At 68.4% G+C, this 16,761-nt stretch carries 18 protein-coding genes; 14 read left to right on the forward strand and 4 right to left on the reverse strand.

Annotated features, from left to right (window positions below; translation table 11 throughout):
• Positions 1-19: 19 nt before the first annotated feature.
• A complete protein-coding gene (locus V9G19_RS02895; protein ID WP_462284282.1) occupies positions 20-1,354 on the forward strand; it encodes a wax ester/triacylglycerol synthase domain-containing protein in 1,335 nt (444 codons plus the stop codon).
• 469 nt (positions 1,355-1,823) lie between these two features.
• Here the strand turns inward: V9G19_RS02895 and V9G19_RS02900 are convergent, their stop codons facing one another.
• On the reverse strand, positions 1,824-2,519 hold the full coding sequence (locus tag V9G19_RS02900; RefSeq protein WP_462283995.1) for a TetR/AcrR family transcriptional regulator: 696 nt from the start codon (positions 2,517-2,519) through the stop codon (positions 1,824-1,826).
• A 68-nt stretch (positions 2,520-2,587) separates the two neighbouring features.
• On the opposite strand from V9G19_RS02900, the gene V9G19_RS02905 reads away from it, so the two are divergent.
• From V9G19_RS02905 to V9G19_RS02925, 5 genes are all read left to right on the forward strand, one after another.
• On the forward strand, positions 2,588-3,355 hold the full coding sequence (locus V9G19_RS02905) for a hypothetical protein (protein ID WP_462283996.1): 768 nt from the start codon (positions 2,588-2,590) through the stop codon (positions 3,353-3,355).
• Between the two features lie 16 nt (positions 3,356-3,371).
• On the forward strand, positions 3,372-3,830 hold the full coding sequence (locus V9G19_RS02910) for an SRPBCC family protein (RefSeq protein WP_462283997.1): 459 nt from the start codon (positions 3,372-3,374) through the stop codon (positions 3,828-3,830).
• A gap of 153 nt (positions 3,831-3,983) precedes the next feature.
• On the forward strand, positions 3,984-4,496 hold the full coding sequence (locus tag V9G19_RS02915; RefSeq protein WP_462283998.1) for a hypothetical protein: 513 nt from the start codon (positions 3,984-3,986) through the stop codon (positions 4,494-4,496).
• Complete coding sequence (locus V9G19_RS02920; protein WP_462283999.1) at positions 4,493-5,212, forward strand: DUF4386 domain-containing protein; 720 nt, start codon at positions 4,493-4,495, stop codon at positions 5,210-5,212. The genes V9G19_RS02915 and V9G19_RS02920 overlap by 4 nt, the downstream gene beginning before the upstream one ends.
• A gap of 82 nt (positions 5,213-5,294) precedes the next feature.
• The gene (locus tag V9G19_RS02925; protein WP_462284000.1) at positions 5,295-5,561 is read left to right on the forward strand and encodes a hypothetical protein; all 267 of its coding nucleotides are present in this window, start codon (positions 5,295-5,297) and stop codon (positions 5,559-5,561) included.
• A gap of 15 nt (positions 5,562-5,576) precedes the next feature.
• Here V9G19_RS02925 and V9G19_RS02930 read toward each other — a convergent pair whose 3' ends face one another.
• From V9G19_RS02930 to V9G19_RS02940, 3 genes are all read right to left on the reverse strand, one after another.
• The gene (locus V9G19_RS02930; protein WP_462284001.1) at positions 5,577-6,125 is read right to left on the reverse strand and encodes a flavodoxin domain-containing protein; all 549 of its coding nucleotides are present in this window, start codon (positions 6,123-6,125) and stop codon (positions 5,577-5,579) included.
• A gap of 935 nt (positions 6,126-7,060) precedes the next feature.
• Positions 7,061-7,750, reverse strand: coding sequence for a hypothetical protein (locus V9G19_RS02935; RefSeq protein WP_462284002.1), 690 nt, complete (start codon positions 7,748-7,750; stop codon positions 7,061-7,063).
• Positions 7,751-7,757: 7 nt separating this feature from the next.
• On the reverse strand, positions 7,758-8,315 hold the full coding sequence (locus tag V9G19_RS02940; RefSeq protein WP_462284003.1) for a TetR/AcrR family transcriptional regulator: 558 nt from the start codon (positions 8,313-8,315) through the stop codon (positions 7,758-7,760).
• Between the two features lie 1,543 nt (positions 8,316-9,858).
• Between V9G19_RS02940 and V9G19_RS02945 the strand changes: the two genes are divergently transcribed.
• The 8 genes from V9G19_RS02945 to V9G19_RS02980 all read left to right on the forward strand — a co-directional run bounded on the left by V9G19_RS02945 (position 9,859) and on the right by V9G19_RS02980 (position 16,757).
• On the forward strand, positions 9,859-10,575 hold the full coding sequence (locus V9G19_RS02945) for a DUF4386 domain-containing protein (protein WP_462284004.1): 717 nt from the start codon (positions 9,859-9,861) through the stop codon (positions 10,573-10,575).
• 303 nt (positions 10,576-10,878) lie between these two features.
• Positions 10,879-11,676 (forward strand): DUF4386 domain-containing protein, encoded by a 798-nt coding sequence (locus V9G19_RS02950; protein ID WP_462284005.1) that lies wholly within the window; start codon positions 10,879-10,881, stop codon positions 11,674-11,676.
• A 10-nt stretch (positions 11,677-11,686) separates the two neighbouring features.
• A complete protein-coding gene (locus V9G19_RS02955; protein ID WP_462284006.1) occupies positions 11,687-12,526 on the forward strand; it encodes a DUF4386 domain-containing protein in 840 nt (279 codons plus the stop codon).
• Positions 12,527-12,538: 12 nt separating this feature from the next.
• The gene (locus V9G19_RS02960) at positions 12,539-13,276 is read left to right on the forward strand and encodes a DUF4389 domain-containing protein (protein ID WP_462284007.1); all 738 of its coding nucleotides are present in this window, start codon (positions 12,539-12,541) and stop codon (positions 13,274-13,276) included.
• Between the two features lie 240 nt (positions 13,277-13,516).
• Positions 13,517-14,065 carry a nitroreductase/quinone reductase family protein gene (locus V9G19_RS02965; protein ID WP_462284008.1) on the forward strand — a complete coding sequence of 183 codons (549 nt, stop codon included), beginning with the start codon at positions 13,517-13,519 and terminating at the stop codon, positions 14,063-14,065.
• A complete protein-coding gene (locus V9G19_RS02970) occupies positions 14,062-14,448 on the forward strand; it encodes a hypothetical protein (RefSeq protein WP_462284009.1) in 387 nt (128 codons plus the stop codon). Before V9G19_RS02965 ends, V9G19_RS02970 begins: the two co-directional genes overlap by 4 nt.
• 124 nt (positions 14,449-14,572) lie before the next feature.
• Positions 14,573-16,411, forward strand: a complete 1,839-nt coding sequence (locus tag V9G19_RS02975; RefSeq protein ID WP_462284010.1) for an IS1634 family transposase — start codon at positions 14,573-14,575, stop codon at positions 16,409-16,411.
• A 40-nt stretch (positions 16,412-16,451) separates the two neighbouring features.
• Entirely contained in the window at positions 16,452-16,757 is a 306-nt protein-coding gene (locus tag V9G19_RS02980) for a hypothetical protein (RefSeq protein ID WP_462284011.1), read from the forward strand.
• Positions 16,758-16,761 lie beyond the last annotated feature (4 nt).

Here is a 16,761-nt window from a genome sequence, read left to right on the forward strand (position 1 = left end):
GGCGCGGAGCGGGCGTCCGATGATCGCGCGGATCAGCGCGAACGACGCGGTGCTCCTGGCAACTGACCGAGGACCCGCGCCGATGCACCTGGGTGCTGTCGTGGTGCTGGAACGCGGCAGCGAGCTGGGCGTGGACACGGTCGCGGGCATCATCGGTGAGCGGATCCAGCACATGCCCCGTCTGACCCAGGTGTTGCGCCGGGCACCACTCGGTGGCGGAAGAGCGTTCTGGGTCGATCAGCCGGACTTCGACATCGATGACCATCTCTCGTTCCAGACCCTGTGCGTTGCGGGATCGGACAACTCCGCGGATGACTCAGGACTTCTCACCGAAGCCGCACGGCTGCTTGCGACGCCGTTGCGTCGGGATCGGCCGCTGTGGGCGGCCCGTTGGCTGACCGGATTGCCGGATGGAGACGCAGCGCTCGTAGTGGTGCTCCACCACGTGCTCGCCGACGGACTGGGAGGGCTGGCCGTGCTTGCCGGCTTGACGGATTCCCAGCATTCGGACGGCGGGCTTACGCGGCCGCCTCATTTGCCACCACCTCGACGTGTCGACCTCGTTCGCGAGGCGTGGGGGTCACGCTTGGCTGCGCTGCCCGAGGCCGCCGCCTGGGTGCGCAGGCTCGGCGGTGGAGCTCGGGAGCTCGGCGTCGGTGCTCAGCGTCCCCGCGCTGCACCAGCGACCTCCTTGAACCGTCGCACCGGTCCCCGGCGCCGACTGACAGCGACGAGCGTGGACCTGTCCCAGGTCGTTCCCGCCGCGCATCGGGTCGGCGGGACAGTGAACGATGTCGTCCTGGCGGCGGCCACCGGCGCGATGACCGAGTTCCTCGCGATCAGAGGCGAGCACCCTGGGGATCTGGTCGTGTCCGTGCCCGTCTCGGCACGGCGGACCGACGCGCATGGCGACCTCGGCAACGAGGTTGGGGTGCGCCCGCTGCGAGTTCCCACCATGAGTGACCCGAGGGAACGGCTTCGGCGCATCGTCGCACTCACCGCGGACCAACCGAAGGCCGGCAGAGGCTCGTCTGCAGTCCCGCTCGGCCTGGTCTTCCGCGGGCTGGCCGCGGCTGGCGTGTTCCAGCGCTTCGTGGATCACCAGCGGCTGGTCAACACCTTCCTCACCAACGTCCACGGTCCCTCGCGCGTCCTCCACTTCGCCGGCCGCCCGATCCGCGAGATCCTTCCCATGGGGCAGGTGAGCGGCAACATCGGGGTCGCGTTCGCGGTGCTCTCCTATGCGGGGCAACTTGCCGTCACGGTGCTGGTCGATCCCGATATCATCGACGACGCGGATCAGCGGCTGCTGACCACCATGCTGCGGCGGACGTTCGACGAACTCGTGGGTTGACGGTTCCGGCCTCGAGCTCTCCGCGCGAGCAGCTTGCTCGTGTGGGCTGCTTGATGTGCTCGGGACCAGCGGTGCGGACCGGACTCGGGAGAGGTGGTGCCAGGCGGCCAGGACACCGAGGACGAACGGGCCGCACCCCACGGGCCCCTGACCTGCGGCAGCCAAGGGGACGCCCTTCGCCACGCTGCGCTCGGCGCAAGGGCCCAGAATCCAATGGTTCGACGGCGCCAGCGTCCACAGCGAAAGAAGCCCGGCTTCGCCGGGCACTTTCGTTGTGGAGCCAACGGGACTCGAACCCGTAACCCCCTGCTTGCAAGGCCCTGCAAGTGGGGGCGGGATTCGAACTCCCGGCCCGTTGCCGCACGGCACGCGGACTGCCGTCGGCACAACCGTCATGGCAGCGGTTGGGTCCGGTGTCGGTGCTCATGGTCTACTCGCATTGAGCGCATGCGCTCCGCTGGGGTGTTCGTTAAGGGCAGCCGTGAAGCCGGTCATGAGGCTCGCGCACTGTGAGAGGAGCGGCCGGCGGGCGCCGGACCAGTCTGCTTACTGGACAGGCCCGGGGGCCGTGGCACGCCAAGAGCGCTCGGAGGGCGTCGCGGGCGGTTTCTCGGCGCCAGCGCGTCATCCGTTTGGCGAGCCCGCGTGGCAGGTGGTCGAGATCGGCGGCCGTGGTCCCGCTGGCAAGGGTGGCGAAGCCGACGACCAAGGCCAAGATCGACTGCCACAGGGCGACCGCGTCGTCCTCGCTGAGCCCGGACGCGACGAGATAGGGGAGCCCTTCGGGCTGGCCGGACTCCACGCGGCGGGTCGCCAGCGGCAGCATGTTCGGGTGTGCGATGAGCAGGTCGAGGTAGCGCAGGAACACCATCTCCATGATGTCCCGCCAGTCGGTGGGGATCGGCTCCTCGAAGACCATGCCCTCGCGCAGGACGGAGACGGCGCCGTCGAGGACGGCTTGCTTGTTGGGGACGTGGTGGTACAGGGACGCCGCTTCGACACCGAGGTCGGCGGCCAAGCGGCGCATGGTCAGGGCATCCAGGCCGTCGGCATCGACGATCGCCAACGCGCGTCGGAAGAGCAGGTCCCGGGTCACCGGGGCCCGCTCGGTCCCGGCAGTCGGTCGTATGCCGCGACCCCTCACCTTCGCTCTCTTGGTCACCACCCCTTGACCCTAACAAAGTTAGGTGGGAGACTCGAAGAGAACCTAACAAGGTTAGGGAGGCGAGTTCGATGTCATTTTTGACAGCCGAGTCGAATCACCCGGAGACTTCGGAGTGGACCTGGCGGCGGCTGTATCGGATCGGAGGCATCTCGGGCGGCGTCTATGCGCTGCTGGTCCTGGTGCCACTCGTCTTGGTCTTCACCGCACCGGTGCCGCCCCACCGGGGTGGGCCGCTACTGGCCTACATCGCCGAGCACCGAGCGGTCTACCTCGTCGAGCTCGTGTGCTTCGTCGGGCTCGCGGTCCCCGCGCTCGTGGTGTTCGCGGCACTCGCCCTGGCCCTGCGAGGCGTGGACCCGGTCATGGCGGCGCTCGGCGGCCTGGCCGGCATCGTGTCCGAGACGATCGCGCTGGCCCCGGGCAGCAGCCCACAGTCGCTGCACGGCGGCCTCGTCGTCCTGAGCACCCAGTACGCCGGCGCCGCAAACGACACCGAGCGGGCCGGCCTCGTCAGCGCCGCCGATGCGTTGATCGCCGCGACGAACGCCGTCTCCTGGGCGGGCATCCTCACCGCAGCGGCCATCCTCGTGCTCTCCCTGCTCATGCGTCGCGGCGGGTTCGGCACCGCGCTGACCGTCGTGGGCGTGGTCACCGGCGCGCTCGGCATCGTCTCCGAGGCGCTGCGCCCCGTCATGGGTGTCAGCTACCTGCTGTACGGGCTGCTCCTGCCGACCTGGTTCCTCTGGGTCGGCGTCAAGCTCCTCCACCTGGCCCGGGATTCACGACGAGCACCTGAAAGGACGGGACGGCGTACGCCCTCTTCGTCAGCGGCATGACGGAAGGGAAGAGGATATGGCACACGTTCGCGGAAGCATCGTCATCCACCGCCCGATCGAGGAGGTCTTCGACCTACTGGCCGACCAGACCAACGAGCCGCGCTACAACCCGGCCATGACCCACTCGGAGAAGGTCACCGACGGACCCATCGGTGTCGGCACCCGCTTCCACGCCACGATGCTCAGAGGCGGCAAGCCCCTCGCGATCGACATCGAGTACACCGGCTACGACCGGCCGCACCTGCTGGCCTCCCGCAGCACCATGGCGGGCAGCGTCGCGGTCGGTGAGGTCCGGTTGGCGTCCATCCCGGAGGGCACGCGGTTCCAGTGGGACTGGGACGTGTCGCTCGCTGGGCCGGCCCGCCTGCTCGGCCCCATCGTCGCGATCATCGGCCGACGCCAGGAACGCGCCATCTGGACCGGCCTGAAGGCCATGCTCGAGGACGGTGCCGCCGGAGGGGCCGCAGGGGAGTAGCGATTGGTGCTGAAGTCATCCAGTCGGGCGCACAAACGGGCCGGGCGAACCGACGCTCTCGGGTGTGACCTTCCAGCCAGCCGCGCTCCTTGTGCCTCGTCCGCGCAGGATGCTGGACAGGAGCCGGGCACCAGACCCGGCATCCGAAGGGCGGTGACCAACATCGTCGCGAGCTCTCCGATCCGAGCCCGCCCACGGCATACCGCGTCGGCTCGGACCCGATGGTGGGGGCCGGTCTTGGCCGGGGCGGCCGGCTTCTGGCTGGCCAACCTGCTCATCTCGTTGACGCCTGTCGCGGCCGACTACCGATCGGCCCTGTCCATCGCCTACGTCCCGATGCTGCTCGAGGCGGCCGCGGGCGGCCTGGTGGTTGCAGCCGCTGTGACGTTCGTGCTGGCGCGCTATCCGCGGCACGTCCCCGGCGATCGGCCGATGGTCAAGGCCTTGGCGCTCGCCCTGGCCGCCTTGGTCGTCCTCACCGTGGTGATCGAGGTGCCGGCGAAGCTGCGGGCCGGACTGCCCGACCTCGGCCGCTGGCTGTTCGTGGCGACCGTGTTCAACACCGTCCGCGTCCTCGCCCTCGGCGTGGCGATCGGCTGGGTCACCGGCGCGCACCGATGGGCACCGAGCTCTCGCCGCCTGTCACCGGAAGACGAAGCGCCATGACCGCAACGCCACAGCAATGGAGCCCGAACCGGGTGGCCCGGTGGGCCGGTGGTCTCTACCTCGCCTACATCCTCGCCAATATCCTGGCCAGCCGCTTGGGCCACATCGGCTTGAGCGACGCCACGACCCTGCGTGCGAGCATCCTCGACGACGAGGGCATGTTCCGGGTGGGCTTGGTGGCGGCGCTCGCCTCGGCCCTGCTCTTCGTCCTCACGGCCTGGGCTCTTTACGTCCTGCTCCGACCTGTCGACGGGACGCTGGCGCTGCTCCTGCTGGTCCTCAACGCCGTTGGCGTGGCGGTGCAGTGCGCGAGCTACCTGCCGCTGCTTTTCGTGCTCTCCCAGCACGGCGCCGGCACGGATCTACCGTCGCTGACGGAGCCGCAGCGGCAGGACCTCGCCCTGCTGTCCGTGACCGCCTCTCAAACCGGGTTCGCCACCGCCCAACTGTTCTTCTCCGCCTGGCTGTTCCCGCTCGGGTGGCTCGTGCTCCGCTCCGGGTTCCTGCCGCGCCTGCTCGGGTGGCTCCTGCTCCTCGACGGGGCAGGAGTCCTCGTATGGTTCGGGCAGGCGCTGCTGGTCCCGGAGCTACGGGCCATCAGCTACCCGTCGTGGGTGGTCGGCTTCCTTGCCGAGTTCGGCCTCGGGCTCTGGCTACTCGTGCGTGGGGTCAGGTATGCCGCACCCGTGCGTGGCGCGGATGAGCCGATCGGATGACGATCAGGTAAGGCAGCGGGGGATGACAACAGGAACCCAGCGACACCAAGCTGGGCGGTGCCTCCGATGGGCCCTGCTGCCGGTGGATGGGTTCGTCGCGGCAACCGCAGTCGGCGGCGGGGCCGCGCTCGCCGCCGGGCTCGAGGACGACCATCTCGGGCTGGACCTGCTGTCCGGCACGGCGTTCACCAGCTACCTGTGGCCCGGCGTCGCGCTTGCCCGTCTGTCCGAACCCACCCCGACCGAGAGGCTCTACCTCGCCGCAGCGGCCGCGATGGCGGGCCTCGGGTTGTTCGCGGTCCGACGGCACGGTCCGGTTCGCTCCGGACCGCGGAACTCCCGGTCGTAGCCGCAGCTCGCTGGGTCAGGAGGTCGGCTCGCTGGGCCGGGTGAGCTCGGTTGCGATCTGCTCTGCCCAGGCGTCGATGGCGGCCCAGTCGCGGAAGTCTCCGGCGGGGAAGCTGTCGCGCGTGGCGGGCATGTGCCGGACGATCCGCTCACTGAGCCCGATCGGTGGGGCGTCGGGGTCGTAGGCACCGAAGAAGACCTTCTCCCCGCGCGGATGCAGCAGGGCGACGAGGTCGTCGAACTCCCGAGGGCGGGTGGTCTCGAGAACGTCGTTGCCCTTGGCGTCGACGAGGTCGGTGCCGATCGGTCCGCTGCTGAACAGCCACACCGGTTTGCTGGACAGCTCCGCGTGATGCTTCTTGGCGAAGCGAGTCGCCGGTTTGAGCCAGTGGAACATGTAGGCCGCCCCGCCGAGCACGACGGCGTCGTAGCCGCTGGTGTCCTTGACCTGCTCGACCGGCTGGGCCTGCGCGGGAACGCCGTGTTCGGTCAGGGTCGCGGCGACCCGCTGGGCGATGCCAGCAGTCGAGCCATGGCGGGTTGCGTAGGCCACGAGAACCTTCATGATGCCTCTCCTCTCGGGTGGTGCTTGAGGTGGTGTTCGCCGATTGCGACGAAGGCGCATCCCCAGGCCAGGCCGGCGATCCCGCCGAGGACGCCCAAGGACCCTTGGGCCTTGGGAAGCGCCAGCGAGGAGACGCCCAGGACGGCGGCGGCGACCCCGGCGCTCCAATCGGCAGCCGACCCCCGGACCGGGCGGCGACGACCGCCAGGGCCGCGATGGTGAGGGCGAGAGCGGCGAGCTCGGCAAGCCGGTCTCCGTGCGCGCACCGGCCAAGGAAGCATGAGGCCCCGCTGTCGCGGGCCGCAGCGGTCAGATGCACGGCATACGGAATGGCCGTGGCGATCGCGACCACGGTGAGGACGCCCAAGCTGGGACCGAGCTGTCCAGACTGGCGCGTCGGGGACGGCCGGGGGCGAAGCCACCACATCACGGCGCCCATCCCGGTCAGGAACAGCCCACCGGCGAGGGGCTCGACGCGGGCCCCGCCGAGTCCGGCCAGCGCCAGGGCCAGTGCCGCCACCACGGCCTGGACCGCACCGGTCGGGGGTGGCCGACGCCGGACCTGGCTGGCGAACCCGGCCACCATGACGGCCCCGAGGGCGCCGAACCCCACGTCCGTGACCGGTGTCGTCTCGACATAGCCGGCATCGGTGGCCCACAAGGAGAGCGTGAGCCCCGTGACGGCGGCGAAGAGCACCTCGATGGCAACGGCCCACACCCAACCCCAGACCACCCGCAGGGTATGCCGATCGCTTGCCGCCGTGGCGACCACCGAAACGCGCTCGGAGGGCCTACCCGGATGCGGCTGTGGCGTGCCCATGCGTGCCTCCCGATGGAGACTTCTGCCCGGCATGAGGGTCGCGGCGCCGTTGCTTTGGCTTCTCCACCGCGAACACGTGCCCGCGCACGGCACAACGTAACTCAACACCGTCAGCCTACTTCGCCCAGCCCGCCCGCACACCGGGAACCAGGCCAGCGTTGAGCGTCGCTTCTTGCCCTGAGGAGACCGCGTCCGTGGCGCGTGCGGACGCGACAGCCAACAACAGGGCCAGGGCGGCCAGCGCCACGGTTGGCCCGACGAGAACGCCGCTGACACCGACGACCTGGTCGATCAGCGGCAGCCCGGGCAGGACGAGCAGCCACGCCGCGACAGCGGCATACAAGGTTGCCGGGAAAAAGGCGGCGAGCCGAGACCGAAGCACCGGATGCCGATCCATGCGTGGGGAGCGGTGCGTCCGCCCGGCCATAGCGGCGATGGCGCAGCCAAGCAGTGGCGGACCGAAGCCACCACCGGCGAGCAGCAGGGCCACCGACAGCGCCAGCAGCTCCGCCCGCCAGCGGGGGGCGCTGTTGGCGGCGCGCCAGGCCCGGATCGTCAGGAGGGCGCTGACCACGATGGTGACCAGGCCAGCGGTGCGCAGGTCGGGGATGAGGACCAGGGCGGGTTCACCGCCCTCGATCCGGAAGAACGGGGAGCCGGGCCAGGACGGCACGACCACCCCGAAAGGCGCGATCGGGCCTTGGAGGATCTCTCCGATCCCGTGCTCGGTGCCGGCGAGTGCGGCGATCAGGCCGAAGACGCGGACGACCATTCGGGTTGCCGGGGCATCGACAGGGTGCGACATAATGAGGTCACTTCCTCGTGCGTTGCTTCGTGGTGTGTTCTGGGGCTCCGAGCAGGCGCAGCATGGCGGCTGCGGTGGCGGGCTCGAGGTCGCGCGTCGGGTCGCGGCGCAGCTGGTTGATCGCCTCGACGCCGACGGCTATGCAGAACCGCGCGGTCGTCTCAGGGTCCTCGACGTGCCAGGAGCCATCGACGTTGCCGCGGCGGATGAGGTCGAGCACCATGGGTGCGAAGACGCGCTCGTTGACCTCGATGACGAGGTCCAGTGGTTCGTCGACCCCAGTGGTCGGCGGCGGGGCCACGTCCGAGGCCGCGCGTGCGTCAGCGAACGCCAACGCGATGAGCTCCCGCACCTGCGCCGCTGGGGCGGTCGTCGTCAGCCGGGCCTGCACCGACTTCCGCTGCCCACGGGCCCACTGGGTCAACGCGGCCTCGTAGAGGGCCTCCTTGCTCGGGAACCGCTCATAGACAGTGCGCTTGGAGACCCGGCAGATCCGGGCCACGTCATCGACGGTGGCCCGGCGGTACCCGAACCGGACGACGAGCTCGAAGAACGTCGCGGTCATGGTTTCCGTTGATGCGGTAATGACGACCTCCGAGGATGCGCATCCAATCGCGTACCCTTCTAGGGTACTCCGGTACGTAGATGGTTTTCAAGTACCAAGGACGCATCATGTCCCTGGTGCCGGCCAGCTAGTAGTGCTCAAACGAGCGGAGTGCTTGGGGCGCATCGAAGAGGTCGTGATGACGGGGCGCCTGCCACCAGTTGTCGCGATCGTGCCATCGTTGATGCGCTACCCAGGCGCGGCAATGGCGGCTGCCGCCGAGCCCTCTTCGAGCTGTCTGTTGGCCATGAGAAACCCCTGGTGGCCAAGTCGGGATCCCCGGTTGTGGCCAAGGGGAATCCCACGCTCCTCGTTCTTCGCATCGCTTGGTCAAGGGCCGCGAGCTCCGCCAGCCGGGGACCCATCCCTGTTGCTGCAGCCAGATGCTCAAGGTCGGCCCGTGCGGCCGCGTGGGCTGCGACGGTCCGCTCGCGTCCCGCCATCACCATCCGGAATGCCTCGGGGAAGTCGAGGGAGTACTGCAGGTAGGTGTCACCCCAGGAGCGCAGTCGCGCGAGGGACGGAAGCTGCGCTGACTCCCAGATCCCGAAGACGATCTGGAAGCGCTCGACCAGACTGGAGTAGGCCAGCACCGCCGCCGCCCAGAACATGTCGTCCTTGGAGGCGATGTAGCGGTACAGGGTGCGCCGCTGGCACCTGCAGGCAACAGCGAGTCTCCTCCATCGTCGGCGCCTCGAAGCCCCGATGAGCGAAGACTTTGGTTGCCGTGTTCAGGAAGGCGTTGCGCCGTGCCTTGTCCCGACGGTCCATCGCTGAAGCCGGGCTATGACTCATACTGTGCATTCCATGTAACACTCTGTGACACGTCAAGAGGCCCAATGCTGCATGGCATGACGCTGACCGCCTCGCCTGCGCCCATCGGTCCGCTCTCTCCATCGCCTACGCTTGCTGGGCCGTACCGCGAAAGCCGGCCCTGAACGCATGCGCCATCACGTTCGCCGACCGCATGCCAGCAGCCGAGCCCTCCGAGCCCACTCATAGCCGCAAGCGCTACCTACTCAAGCAATCCCCGGAAGTCAAGCACGGAATGAGTCTGATGCGTCACATTCATCTGCCTGCAAACCTGGCGGACGCCCATACTGAAGATGGGTCTGAGGGCAGATCAGAAGGTCGCTCAGGGGCCCAGGGAATGGGGCGTGACATGGCCTCTCGTGCGGACCGGTCGACTGTCGTAGGCATCGGACGGGTGGACGGTGGGATCCATCCGGCCCGGGGTTGGTGGGCCTGGTGGGCGTCGCCGTGGCCTTGAGCCAGCGGCCTCGAGTCCCTGGCCTTGAACCCTTGGCCTTGAACCCTTGGCCTTGAACCAGGTGATGTTCTGACTCGTCGTGAGCCGCGCTCTCCTCGTGATGCCAATGCAGAGCTGGCCTTTAGGTCACGTCAGTGTGGCCAGGACAGCAGCACATTCACCCAGAGCCAGGCGCAGGGACGGCCCTTCGCCCGGTGGCCACAAAGACCGTATCGATGACATCAAGGAGTGCGCATGACCGACGCGATCATCGCGGCAGCACCAGCGGCAGTGGGCACGGAGCTGAGAAACACGGCCCGGACCACGGGGGCCTTTTATCTTGCGTTCTTCGTCGCAGGGATCCTCGGGACCTTCGTCGTCCGCGGACAGCTGTTCGTGGACGGCGATCCCGCGGCCACCTTATCCAACCTCACCGGGCACGAGGGGCTGGTGCGACTCGGCATCGCCCTCGAGCTCGCCATCGTCCTGGCCCAGGCTCTGACGGCACTCTGCTTCTATCGCCTGTATCGCGGCGTCGACCGTGTCGCTGCGGGCGCGCTGGTGCTGTTCGGGATGGCCGGCGCGACGGCCATCCTCCGCAGCGCGGCGCTGCTCGCCACCGCGCACCAGGTGGCCACCGACACCTCCCTGGCCACCGGTATCGGCGCGGCCGCGACGGTTCAACTGCTCTACGTCACGAGCGGTCACCTCTGGGGGGTCGCTGCGGTCTTCTTCGGACTCTGGCTCATCCCCATGGGGTGGCTGGTCCTGCGTTCTCGCTGGCAGCCGAAGGCGCTCGGGTGGACCCTCGTCTTGGCCGGGGTCGGATACCTCCTCAGTGCGTTCACGGCATACCTGCTGCCGGGCACCGACCTGGTCAGCCAGCTCATCACGCTGCCATCCATCGTCGGCGAGGTGTGGATCATGGGCTACCTGCTCACCGTCGGCATCGGACACCGATATGAGCGCTGAACCAGCAGCCCATCCAGGCGTCATCGCATCGCCAGCCGAGCTGTCCTGGGCCAGGCTGTACCGCATCTGCACCGATGAGGCGGGAGGACTTCGGCCGGGCCCTCGCCGTGCTCGGGATCGTCACCGGCGCGCTGGGCATCCTCAGCGAGACATTCAGGACGCTGATCGGGCCGGCCTATCTGCTCTAGGGCTGCTGTTGCCGCTGCGGTTCGCGCTGGTGCGGCACCGGCTGTTCGCGCTTGGCCGTAGCGGCACGCCCCGCATTCTGGGCGGGGCCGGCTCGGCAGATCAAGGCAGTTCGTCATGAACCCGACCCGCAGGATCTCCATCATCGCCGGGACGCTGTTCATCATCGCCACCGCCGCTACTCTCGTCGCCGATCGTGTGGCGCCCGAGTTGACCGGAACCGACTACCTGACCCGGGTGGCTGCACGCCCCGGCACGATGGCCACCGCGCTCCTGTTGCGACTGCTCGCCGCGGGGTGCAGTCTCGGCATCGCCATCGCGCTGTATGCCGTGTTGCGCCGCACCCATCCGACACTCGCCTTGGGTGCGGTCGTCTTCAGGTCAATCGAAGCGGTGTTCTACATCGTCGGTGCCGTGAGCCTGATGACGGTGCTCAGCATCGCCACCGCCCACCCCGGATCGGCCGGTGGACAGTCCGCCTGGCAGGCCGTCAGTGACACCCTGGTCTCCGTTCACGATCGCGCCGGCATCGCAGCGGTCAGCGCCTTCGTCGCCGGTGGGCTCATGTACTACATCGCCTTCTACCGGACCCGGCTCGTCCCGCGATGGCTCTCGGGGTGGGGCATCGCCGCGCTGCCCTTGATGGCCATCGCCTGCTGCCTGGCCCTATATGCCGACGCGCCGGTGACGAGTTACGTGCCGCTCGCCCTACCGATCGGCATCCAGGAGATCGTCTTCGGTATCTGGCTGCTCGCCAAGGGCTTCGACGCGGTCGAGCCCATCCAACCCAGATCGGCCGAGACCTCGGCCAACCAGGGGGTCACCAGCCGTCCAGTGCCGGCCGCTAAACCCGAGAACGGCCCAGCCCGCTCAGGCACCGGCCGCCAGCGACCCGCTGCCCCCACCCGTGAGTGAGGAACCCGCCATGTCGACACACGTCCCGTCGCAATCCGCCCTCAAGCCGTATCGAGGACACGCAATCGCCGCAGGAGTGCTGCTCATCGCCTGCACGGTCATCAGCATCCTGAGCGCCGCACCCCTGGGCTCAACCCTGGACAACGGCAACTACCTCGCCCAGTTGCCGTCCCGTCAGAGCGGTGTGCTCCTGACCGCCCTCTTGGAGTTCTTGTGGGCAGCTACAGGCGCCGGGATCGCCGTCGCGTTATATCCGGTCCTGCGAAGTCACAACCGCGGGCTTGCCCTGGGAGCTGTCGCCGGAAGGCTGGTCGAGGGCGTGTTCGTGATGGTCGCCTCCCTCGGCCTGCTCGCGGCGTTGACCCTGAGTCAGGATGCCCAGACGGCACGTGCCCTCGCGCCAGCGGCCCAGGCCGCCGCAGACTCGATGCTGGCCATGCGCCACTGGGCGCTCGGGTTCCTCGGCCTGCTCGCGTTTCTCACCGGGGCACTCCTGTACTACCTCGTACTGTTCCGGGCGCGACTGTTGCCGCGTTGGCTCTCGGGATGGGGCATCGCAGCAGTAGCCCTGTCCTATATCGCCACCATCTACGCCGGCTACACCCAGGCCTTCGGGTTCTCCACGGTCAACACGTTGCTCAACATCCCGATCCTGGTGCAGGAGATGGTGATGGCGGTGTGGTTGATCGCCAAGGGGTTCACCCCGCCGCGTGCATTGGAACCCGAGCTTCTCGAAGCCGTGGCCACCGGTCCGGCGGATGGCCGATCGCCAGTGACAATCGCGGCGGCAGGCACCACCTCCACTCCGGTCGCTGTCGCGTCCGGCCAGCCCCCAATCCCGCACCACTGAACGGAGCACATCATGTCAACTGTCCTCCCATCGGCGGCCATGGAATCCACCGGGACCGATCCTCCGGCACCGCCGTCCACGGCATACCCGCTGCAACTCGACGCAACCTTGGATGAGCCGCTGTCCAGGTGGCTGTGGCTCGTCAAGTGGCTGCTGCTGATCCCACACTGCCTGGTGCTGCTCGTGCTCTACGTCGGCTACCTGGTCGTCACGGTGATCGCGTTCGTGGCCATCCTGACGACCGGGCGGTATCCGCGCTGGGCGTTCGACTACACCGGCGGCGTGCTGCGCTGGTCGTGGCGTGTGCAGTACTACGGTTACAGCGCTCTGGCCACCGACCGCTATCCGCCATTCACGCTCGCCGACGTGCCGGACTATCCGGCCCGGCTGACCATCTCCTATCCCGAACACCCTTCGCGTGGAAAGGCTTTGGTGCAATGGTGGCTGTTGCCGATACCGCACTTCCTCATCCTCGCCATCCTGCTCGGATCCCAGCCCTCTACCGGTGACGGCGGCTGGGAACAGGGCACCAGCGTGCCGGGACTGATCGGCCTGTTGGCGTTCTTCGCCGGTATCGCCCTGCTGTTCACGGCGTCCTACCCCCGCGGCCTGTGGCGTTTCGTCGTCGGCCTCAACGGGTGGGTGTTCCGGGTGATCGCCTACGCCAGCCTGCTGACGGACCGTTATCCACCATTCCGGCTCGATCAGGGTGGCAGAGAACGTGAGAACGGTATCGAACCCCCCGGCTGATCCAAGCCCACGGGCTCGGCGCCACGAAGCGATCACGGCAGCCTCGGCGCTCCCGCGCAGGATCTTCGCCCGGGTGACCCTGGCGGGGCAACGGCTTCTGGCTGGCGAACCTGGCGATCTCGCTGACCCCCCTCGCGACGGCCTACCGAGCCGTCCGGGGCATCTCCTACGTGCCCATGCTCTTCGAGGCACTCGCCGGCGGACTCCTCATCCCCCCGACACCGAAAGGCCAGATGCCCCATGACTCGCCGTCGCCTACTCCCCGAAGGCTTCTTCGGGCCTGTCGAGTATGCCGCTCGCACCCCTTACCGACGTCCGCCCCGCTTCTATCGACGGCTCCAGTCGATCGCGCCGTTCTTCAGGAAGCTCGGCATGACCCCCGGTTACGTTGTCGAGCTCGAAGTGCCCGGCCGTCGCACGGGTCAGCCACGTAGGACCCTGCTGGTCCGGACCGATATCCAGGGCGAGCACTACCTGGTGTCCTTGGCCGGCGAGTCCGAGTGGGTCCGCAACGTCCGCGCGGCCGATGGGCAGGTCATGCTCACCAGCGACCAGCGTCGGTATGCCGCGCACCTGGCCGAGGTGCCCGTCGCGCAGCGCGCCGAGATTATCTACGCGTATGTGCATCGACCCAGCCCGCGCGGACGACCCATGGTCCGCACCGCAGAGGCTCGTCACTACTTCGGCATCGAACCCGACGCGACCGTGGAGGAGATCGCGGCGATCGCCGTCAACTATCCCGTGTTCCGGATCGAGCCCGGACTCGCCGCCACGGAGGCGCAGCGATGAACCGGATCCACGACCTGACACACGCAAAGACCTTCGGCACGGGCGTGGCGCTCATTGTGTTCCCGACGATCTGGGTGTTCGCCTTCGCAGTCCACCCGGACCTGCTGCATCCCCAGCTGCTCACGCCCGAGGAGCTTATCCGCAGGGCCCAAGGGAACGGGATGCTTCAGTTCGCCCACGTCCTGGTCACGCTCAACACGGCCCTGATGATCGTCGTCGCCCTGCACTTCATGCACCTGCTCGAGCACACTCCATCCGCACCGATCGGCTTCATCGGTGGCGGCCTGGCCATGGTGGGCGCATGCCTGTTGGCAGCCGACAAGGGCGCGATGTGCCTGACGATGAGCGCTCTAGACCGAAGTTGCGAGTGGTTTGAGGGCTGATCCCCGTTTTGACCTGCAGTGATGCGGCTTCTAACCCCTCGGTGTGTCGTCACTAAAGTGGATCGATCGATCCGGCACGGTGTGATATTTTGGCGGTATGGCGAAACGTGGTGGAGCGGTTCATGTGACCACGCACCGTCGTCACTATGTTGGTAAGGACGGGGTGGCCCGGGACTACGAGACCCACCTGTTGCGGCGTTCCTGGCGGGAGAACGGCAAGGTACGCAACGAGACGGTCGCGAACCTCTCCCACCTGCCGGCCGAGCTGATCGAGGTGATCCGGGCCCGCCTGGCCGGGCAGGCGTTCATCCCGGCCGACCAGGCCGCCACCATCACCCGCTCCCTGCCGCACGGGCATGTGGCCGCGGTGTGGGCCCAAGCCCGGGCCCTGGGCCTACCCGGGCTACTCGGGCCGCCCGGGCGGGCCCGGGACCTGGCGATGGGGCTGATCATCGCCCGAGTGCTGGCACCCGGCTCGAAGCTGGCGACCATCTCCTGGTGGGCCGACACCACCCTGGGCGTCGACCTCGACCTGGCCGGTGCCTCCACCGACGAGGTCTACGCGGCGATGGACTGGCTACTCGGGCGCCAGGACGCGATCGAGAAGCAGCTGGCCCGGCGCCACCTGGCCGCCGACGCCAACCCCGCCCGGATGGCGCTGTTCGACCTATCGTCCTCGTGGATGGAAGGCAGCCACTGCCCACTGGCCCGGCGCGGCTACTCCCGCGACGGGAAGAAGAACCGCACCCAGATCGAGTACGGGCTGCTGACCGACCCGGCCGGTCGCCCGGTCGCGATCCGGGTCTTCCCCGGCAACACCGCCGACCCCACCGCGTTCATCGAGGCCGTCACCCTGGTGCGGGACACCTTCAAACTCACCGAGATGGTCATGGTCGGCGACCGCGGCATGATCACCACCGCCCGGATCACCGCGATCCGCCACACCAACACCGACCCGGCCACCCGAGCCGACCTCGGCTGGATCACCGCGCTGCGCGCCCCCGCGATCAAAACCCTTGCCGCCGAGGGCGGCCCGCTTCAACCAACCCTGTTCGATGAACACAACCTGGCCGAAATCAGCCACCCCGACTACCCCGGGGAACGGCTGATCGCCTGCCGCAACCCGTTCCTGGCCACCGAACGCGCCCGCAAACGCGAGGACCTGCTCACCGCCACCGAAACCGCCCTGGCCCCCACCCAGCGAGCAGTGGCCGAGGGCCGGCTAGCCGGCGCCGACACGATCGGCCTGCGGGTCGGCAAACTCCTCAACAAATACCCGATGGCCAAACACTTCGACCTGACCATCACCGACACCACCGTGGTGATCACCCGCAAAACCAGCCAGATCGCCGCCGAAGCCGCCCTCGACGGCATCTACGTGCTACGCACCCCAACGCCCGCCGAGACCCTCACCCCCGCCAGCATCGTCCAGGCCTACAAAAACCTCGCCCACGTCGAACGCGACTTCCGCAGCATCAAAGCCACCGACCTCGACCTGCGCCCGATCTACCACCGCCTCGAAGACCGCGTCCGCGCCCACGTCCTGATTGTGATGCTCGCCGCCTACCTGACCTGGCACCTACGCGCCACCCTAGCCCCCCTGACCTACACCGACGAACACCCGCCAACACCCGCCGACCCGGTCGCCCCCGCCCACCGCTCCCCAGCCGCGGACCGCAAAGCCTCCCGACACACCGACGACCACGACCAGCCCGTGCGGTCCTTCCCGGCCCTGCTCAAACACCTCGCCACCCTGACCCGCAACGACCTGCGCTACGGCACCGACCACACCACACCCCTCGTGCCCACCCTGGCCGAACCCACCCCCCACCCAACGCCACACCTTCGCCCTCCTAAACGCCCCCATCCCCCTAACCATCAACGGCAAGTAGACAGAACCACCAACACCCAAACCAGCGAACCCCCTGCCCAGCAGGGGGTTCGCCACGTCAACCAGCCGTAACTTCGGTCTAGACACCCTGCCCGCTCACAGCTTCGAGCAGATGATGCCGGGCCTGGTGGCGACCTTCTCGTTCAAGGGTTGGATGGCGCTGGTCTGGGGCATGGTGCTGGGACCGCTCGGGGTGCTCCTCCGGACGGTCGGCCTCTGGAGGACCGGAGCACTTCCGCGCTGGCAGGTGGGACTCCTGGCGGTCAGCCTGCTGTTCGTCAGCTTCCCGGACGGCGCCGAGATCATCAATCTCCTGGCCGCCTTCGCCCTGGCTGTGGCCTTGGTTCCCCACGGCTTGTCACTGATCACCACGTCCCGGCCCCACCGCGGTCACGTCGTGGCCGCGAGGGTCGTCTGATGTG

It is taken from the genome of Nostocoides sp., from assembly GCF_037045025.1.
In the GTDB taxonomy this organism is placed as follows: Bacteria; Actinomycetota; Actinomycetes; order Actinomycetales; family Dermatophilaceae; genus Nostocoides_A.

Coding starts and splice junctions, on each gene's coding strand:
- V9G19_RS02895 (WP_462284282.1), top strand. CDS start 20: ATGATCGCGCGGATCAGCGCGAACGACGCGGTGCTCCTGGCAACTGAC.
- V9G19_RS02905 (WP_462283996.1), top strand. CDS start 2,588: ATGTCATTTTTGACAGCCGAGTCGAATCACCCGGAGACTTCGGAGTGG.
- V9G19_RS02910 (WP_462283997.1), top strand. CDS start 3,372: ATGGCACACGTTCGCGGAAGCATCGTCATCCACCGCCCGATCGAGGAG.
- V9G19_RS02920 (WP_462283999.1), top strand. CDS start 4,493: ATGACCGCAACGCCACAGCAATGGAGCCCGAACCGGGTGGCCCGGTGG.
- V9G19_RS02930 (WP_462284001.1), bottom strand. CDS start 6,125: ATGAAGGTTCTCGTGGCCTACGCAACCCGCCATGGCTCGACTGCTGGC.
- V9G19_RS02935 (WP_462284002.1), bottom strand. CDS start 7,750: ATGTCGCACCCTGTCGATGCCCCGGCAACCCGAATGGTCGTCCGCGTC.
- V9G19_RS02940 (WP_462284003.1), bottom strand. CDS start 8,315: ATGACCGCGACGTTCTTCGAGCTCGTCGTCCGGTTCGGGTACCGCCGG.
- V9G19_RS02945 (WP_462284004.1), top strand. CDS start 9,859: ATGACCGACGCGATCATCGCGGCAGCACCAGCGGCAGTGGGCACGGAG.
- V9G19_RS02950 (WP_462284005.1), top strand. CDS start 10,879: ATGAACCCGACCCGCAGGATCTCCATCATCGCCGGGACGCTGTTCATC.
- V9G19_RS02955 (WP_462284006.1), top strand. CDS start 11,687: ATGTCGACACACGTCCCGTCGCAATCCGCCCTCAAGCCGTATCGAGGA.
- V9G19_RS02960 (WP_462284007.1), top strand. CDS start 12,539: ATGTCAACTGTCCTCCCATCGGCGGCCATGGAATCCACCGGGACCGAT.
- V9G19_RS02965 (WP_462284008.1), top strand. CDS start 13,517: ATGACTCGCCGTCGCCTACTCCCCGAAGGCTTCTTCGGGCCTGTCGAG.
- V9G19_RS02970 (WP_462284009.1), top strand. CDS start 14,062: ATGAACCGGATCCACGACCTGACACACGCAAAGACCTTCGGCACGGGC.
- V9G19_RS02980 (WP_462284011.1), top strand. CDS start 16,452: ATGATGCCGGGCCTGGTGGCGACCTTCTCGTTCAAGGGTTGGATGGCG.